Annotated in this window: 2 protein-coding genes and 1 pseudogene; 2 read left to right on the forward strand and 1 reads right to left on the reverse strand. The window is 59.0% G+C overall.

The features are described from left to right. Positions 1–495 precede the first annotated feature (495 nt). On the forward strand, positions 496–2,817 hold the full coding sequence (locus E3T41_RS05885) for an FdhF/YdeP family oxidoreductase (protein WP_134477732.1): 2,322 nt from the start codon (positions 496–498) through the stop codon (positions 2,815–2,817). 35 nt (positions 2,818–2,852) lie between these two features. On the opposite strand, the pseudogene E3T41_RS05890 reads toward E3T41_RS05885, so the two are convergent. Then, positions 2,853–3,786 (reverse strand): annotated as a pseudogene (locus tag E3T41_RS05890) (IS256 family transposase); the annotation flags it as partial. Between the two features lie 214 nt (positions 3,787–4,000). Between E3T41_RS05890 and E3T41_RS05895 the strand changes: the two are divergent. Next, the gene (locus E3T41_RS05895; protein WP_134477734.1) at positions 4,001–4,852 is read left to right on the forward strand and encodes a hypothetical protein; all 852 of its coding nucleotides are present in this window, start codon (positions 4,001–4,003) and stop codon (positions 4,850–4,852) included. The last annotated feature ends 72 nt before the right edge of the window (positions 4,853–4,924 follow it).

The raw sequence follows: 4,924 nt of genomic DNA on the forward strand, positions 1-4,924 counted from the left end.
GACGCCACTAACGTTCCCGACCACGACCTGGATCAACGAACCCCTGAAAGCAGGAACGAACTCAATGACCACCTAAAGAAACTGACTCATAAAGGTTGACATCTTCCGGATTCCTTCAGTTTTTTCAGGGGCGATGACAACCCGATTGTGCTGACCTATTCCTGCGGCGGAACGCTCTCGAGAGCGTTGTGGAGACGCCGGTTGTTGTGCCAGTCGAGCCGGCCGAAGGTGAGCTCCCCGACATCAGGCAAGGACTTCAAATCAACCCTCTTGAATGGCGATTCTTTGGCCGCGACCGCGTTTCATAGTGCCCAACCACGGTCTCGTCTCCCAACGTGACAGTGTTCGATAGTTGCCTGCATTCGCTCAGGCTACTCGCGTCGGGGCTGGCAATTTAATCGTTTTAGTTGCTATGCCTGAGCGCACCTGTTAGTCCTGATATGGTCGGCACGATTGATTCTGGTCGCTGCTGTTACAAGCGGGAAGAGAGTGGTCATGATGCGCGAGAACCCTCCGGTGAACGAACCTCAAGACAGCGACATTGAAGTTGGGAAGCCTAAGGACTGGGCCGCTGGGATGCCCGGTGTGCTGCACTCAATGATTCCGGCGATCAAGGATATGGGCGTGGATCGAACGCGAAAGACGATGCTGTCTCTGAACCAGAAGGACGGCTTCGATTGCATGAGCTGTGCGTGGCCGGATCCTGATCATCGCAAGGCATTCGAGTTCTGCGAAAACGGCGCCAAGGCCGTCACCTGGGAAGCGACGCCCATTGTCGTGTCCTCCAGTTTTTGGGCCGAGCATTCGGTCAGCGACCTGCTCACGCGTTCGGAGTATTGGCTGGGCACGCAGGGACGCCTGACCGAACCTGTCTATAAGCCAGCCGGTGAGGACCACTACCGGCCTATCAGCTGGGACAAGGTATTCGCCATCGTCGGCAACAAGCTCAACAGCCTCGAGTCCCCCAATGAGGCTGTCTTCTACACCAGCGGTCGCGCGTCCAACGAGGCCGCCTTCGCGTATCAGCTTTTCGCCCGCGGCTACGGGACGAATAACCTGCCCGACTGCTCCAATATGTGCCACGAATCAACCGGTCGGGCCTTGGACCCGACCATTGGAATTGGCAAGTCCACGATCGCCTACGATGATTTCGGCAAGGCCGATCTGATCATTATCATGGGCCAGAATCCGGGAACCAACAGTCCCCGCATGCTCACTGCTCTCGAGGAAGCCAAGGACAATGGCGCGGAAATTGTCGCCGTAAATCCCCTGCCGGAAGCGGGACTGAGAAGATACAAGAACCCGCAGCAGGTCAAGGGCATCATCGGCCACGGGACTGAGATTGCCGATCAGTTCATTCAGATCAGGCTGGGCGGGGACATGGCCCTGTTACAGGCCGTCTCCAAAAGGGTGCTCGATGCTGAGGCCGAAACCCCGGGAACAGTTCTGGACCGCCAATTCCTTGACGAGCACTGTGAAGGGCTGGAGGAGTTCACACTGCACCTCGCGGAGCTGGACGAGGGTGCAGTCCTGGAGGCGACTGGCCTGCGCATAGACGAGATAGATGAGTTGGCGGCCCGATACCTGAAAGCTGAGAGGGTCATCATCACCTGGGCGATGGGGATAACCCAGCACAAGAAAGCGGTCGCCACGATCAAGGAGATCATCAACCTGCTTCTGCTGCGCGGAAACATCGGCAAGCCGGGCGCTGGCGCTTGCCCGATCCGAGGCCACAGCAATGTCCAGGGCGACAGGACCATGGGTATCTGGGAGCAAATGCCACAGTCATTTATGGACGCACTCGGCAAGGAATTCGGCTTCGAGCCGCCAATTGATCATGGAGTGGACGCGGTCAAGACAATCCAGTCCATGCGTGACGGCGGCATCAAATTTTTCATGGCATTGGGAGGCAACCTGGTCGGGGCGATCGCGGATACCAATGCCGCCGAAGCCGCGATGCACGGCACGGACATGACCGTCCAGATCTCCACCAAACTGAACCGCTCCCACGCGGTCGTGGGCAAGGAAGCGCTTATTCTTCCGACCATGGGCCGCACCGAGGTCGACCGACAGACATCGGGAGAGCAATTCGTGTCGGTCGAAGACACGGTCTGTGCGGTGCATCCCTCCTTCGGCGTGATTGAACCGGTTGCACCTGGCCTGCTTTCCGAGGTTGCCATCATCTCCCGCTTGGCACGGGCGACGATCGGGGAGAAGACCAACGCTGACTGGCCTGGATTCGAGAAAGACTACGATCTGATCCGCGAACACATCTCGCACGTGGTGGAAGGATGCCAGGACTACAACATAAAAATCCGGAAGGATGGCGGCTTTGTGTTGCCGAACGGACCGCGAGACTCGCGCACTTTCCACACGCCCACGGGCAAGGCCATGATCACTGTCAACGGGCTTGAGTTTATTGGCCGGCCGGCCGCGACCTTGATCCTGCAGACTATGCGATCCCATGACCAGTTCAACACCACCATCTACGGTTTCGACGACCGTTACCGGGGCATCAAGAAAGGCCGGCATGTGGTCTTCGTGAATCCGGAAGACCTCGCTGAACTGAGCTTGGAGGACGGCCAGCAGGTGGACATTCACGGCGTGCACGATGATGGCGCGCAGCGAGTACTGCGCAATTACCGTGTGGTTGCCTATCCCAGCGCTCGTGGGTGCGCTGCCACGTACTTTCCCGAGGCGAACGTTCTTGTTCCCCTGGACAAAGTAGCTGACGGCAGCAACACACCGGTATCCAAGGCCGTCATCGTCAGGTTGGAACCTGCTCAGAAGCAGGAGTTCCCGGTCAAGTCCTTTTGAGTGGTGTTTTGGTTTCCCTGTGATCCCTCGGCTGATTAGGCGCTGAGGGCAGAGATCTTGATAGCCACCTCCTCGGGCATAGCGGTCCCGACGGCCTGAGATTTGGCCAGGGCATCGAGGCCGAGATAGCGGCGGGACTCAACCCATTCATCGTGTTGCTCGGCAAGGACGGCTCCCACGAGACGGATGCTCGAGTCCCTGTTAGGGAAGATCCCGACGACATCGGTCTGGCGGCTGATCTCCCTATTTAAGCGCTCGTTCGGGTTGTTCGACCAGATCTGTTTCCAGAGCTCTTTCGGGAACACTGTGAACGCGAGAATGTCGGCCCTGGCCGCGTCGAGATGCGCACGCTTTCGGGAGCTTGTGTTCCAATGCGTCCAGGACCCCGTCGAACTGGGCATGCACTGCGTCTGCATCGGGCTGGTCATAAACGGTATGCAGCAGCGTCTTCACTCACGGCCGCGAGCTCTTCGGTGTCGCTGACATCAGGTTCGCCGAGTAGTGCATTTGGCACCGCTGCCACGCAGTCCCGGGCAGGGTCGCCGCGGTCGCGGCGACCAGGCCGACGTGGGCGTCAGAGATGACGAGCTTGACACCGGTGAGGCCCCGGGCGGTGAGGTCGCGGAAGAACTCAGACCAGCCCGCGCCGTCCTCGCTGGAAGCGACCTGGAGGCCCAGGATCTCGCGGTGGCCATCGGCGTTGACGTCGGTAGCGACCATCACGGACACGTTCACGGCCCGGCCGCCTTCTCGAACTTTCATCGCGAGGGCGTCGGCGGCGACGAACATGTAGGGGCCGCCGTCCAGGGGGCGGGTTTGGAAGTCGGCGACGTGGTCGTCGAGTTCTTTCGACATCTCCGAGACTTGAGATTTAGAGAGGTGGGTGATGCCGAGGGTCTCGACGAGTTTCTCCATCCGCCGGGTCGAGACGCCTAACAGGTAGCAGGTCGCGACGACGGTTGTCAGGGACCACCGGCGGACGCTCGTGCCGAATACGGCTGAGCGACTGGGGCGGTGACGACTTGGCGACGGGAAGAGCGGGAGGTTCGACAGCGACTGACGATCGCACATTCGTTGCTCTCAAACCCGAATGGGGGGTTGCTGATGGACGTCCGGGCCATTTTGTCGAACCTAATATGAAATATCGCGATCACTTGGCGTCGTGCAAGATGTGGGGATCTTTATGGCGTTTTTTCTGCCGCCTTTTGTGCGTAGAACGGGAGTACTGACTGCAGCGCGGTTCCACATTACTTCTGGCTGCAGGCGTATCGCCGCCTTAGTGGTGGCCGGCAGTATTCTGGGCCTGACTTTGGTGGCGGGTGCACCCGTTGCCGCACACGCAGAGTCCACGTTCGACACTCCGGAGTCGCCGCTAATCGAGATGCAGACCGACGCTGAGGGCGACTGGTTTTGGCAGGTCAGCGTTACAAGTGACACGGGCTACATCGCCACGTGGGAGCGTGAGGAGGGGATCTGGACCAACCCAGACGAGGCCATGACCGCAGTGACGGCGCTAAATCAATGTTTCAGCGACGCTAGGCGCGCCTACCTGGACCGCTTTACGACTCGTGCCGAGTTTTCGGCGCCGCCGACGACGGTGACGCCAGATCTTGATGGCGATGGCGCCACGTGGAGCACGGACGACGCAACAGTCGTCGCGGCCTACGCATTGTGTGAGGAAAAATCAGATTGGGACTGGGCGCGGACCGTTTCGACAACAACCGACCTTCCTCATCAACGTGTGATCAACATTTCCCGGGAGCAGATCGGGCCGGGCAGTCACACCTTGTTCATTATGGGGCTGGACTATCCCGACGGCTTCGAGTGTTCCAAGACGTGGCCGGATGGCAGCTTGAGTAGTTATGGCTGTTTGCCCACATTTACTGTGGAGGAGATGACGGTTGCGGTGGCGTATCCAAGCTCCGTCTCATCTGTTTTGCCGGGCCCCGTCGTGGGGAAAGACACGGCTTTCGATGCATCAATTTTCAGCGATCTTGCCCGGAAGATGTCAACCTTTATGAGTCAGTTTCTTTAGGTGGTCATTGAGTTCGTTCCTGCTTTCAGGGGTTCGTTGATCCAGGTCGTGGTCGGGAACGTTAGTGGCGTC

Source organism: Cryobacterium sp. Hh38 (assembly GCF_004403235.1).
Lineage (GTDB): Bacteria > Actinomycetota > Actinomycetes > Actinomycetales > Microbacteriaceae > Cryobacterium > Cryobacterium levicorallinum.

What these genes read in the sequence shown, in the direction of transcription:
- E3T41_RS05885 (WP_134477732.1), top strand. Translation starts at nt 496, where the DNA reads ATGATGCGCGAGAACCCTCCGGTGAACGAACCTCAAGACAGCGACATT.
- E3T41_RS05895 (WP_134477734.1), top strand. Translation starts at nt 4,001, where the DNA reads ATGGCGTTTTTTCTGCCGCCTTTTGTGCGTAGAACGGGAGTACTGACT.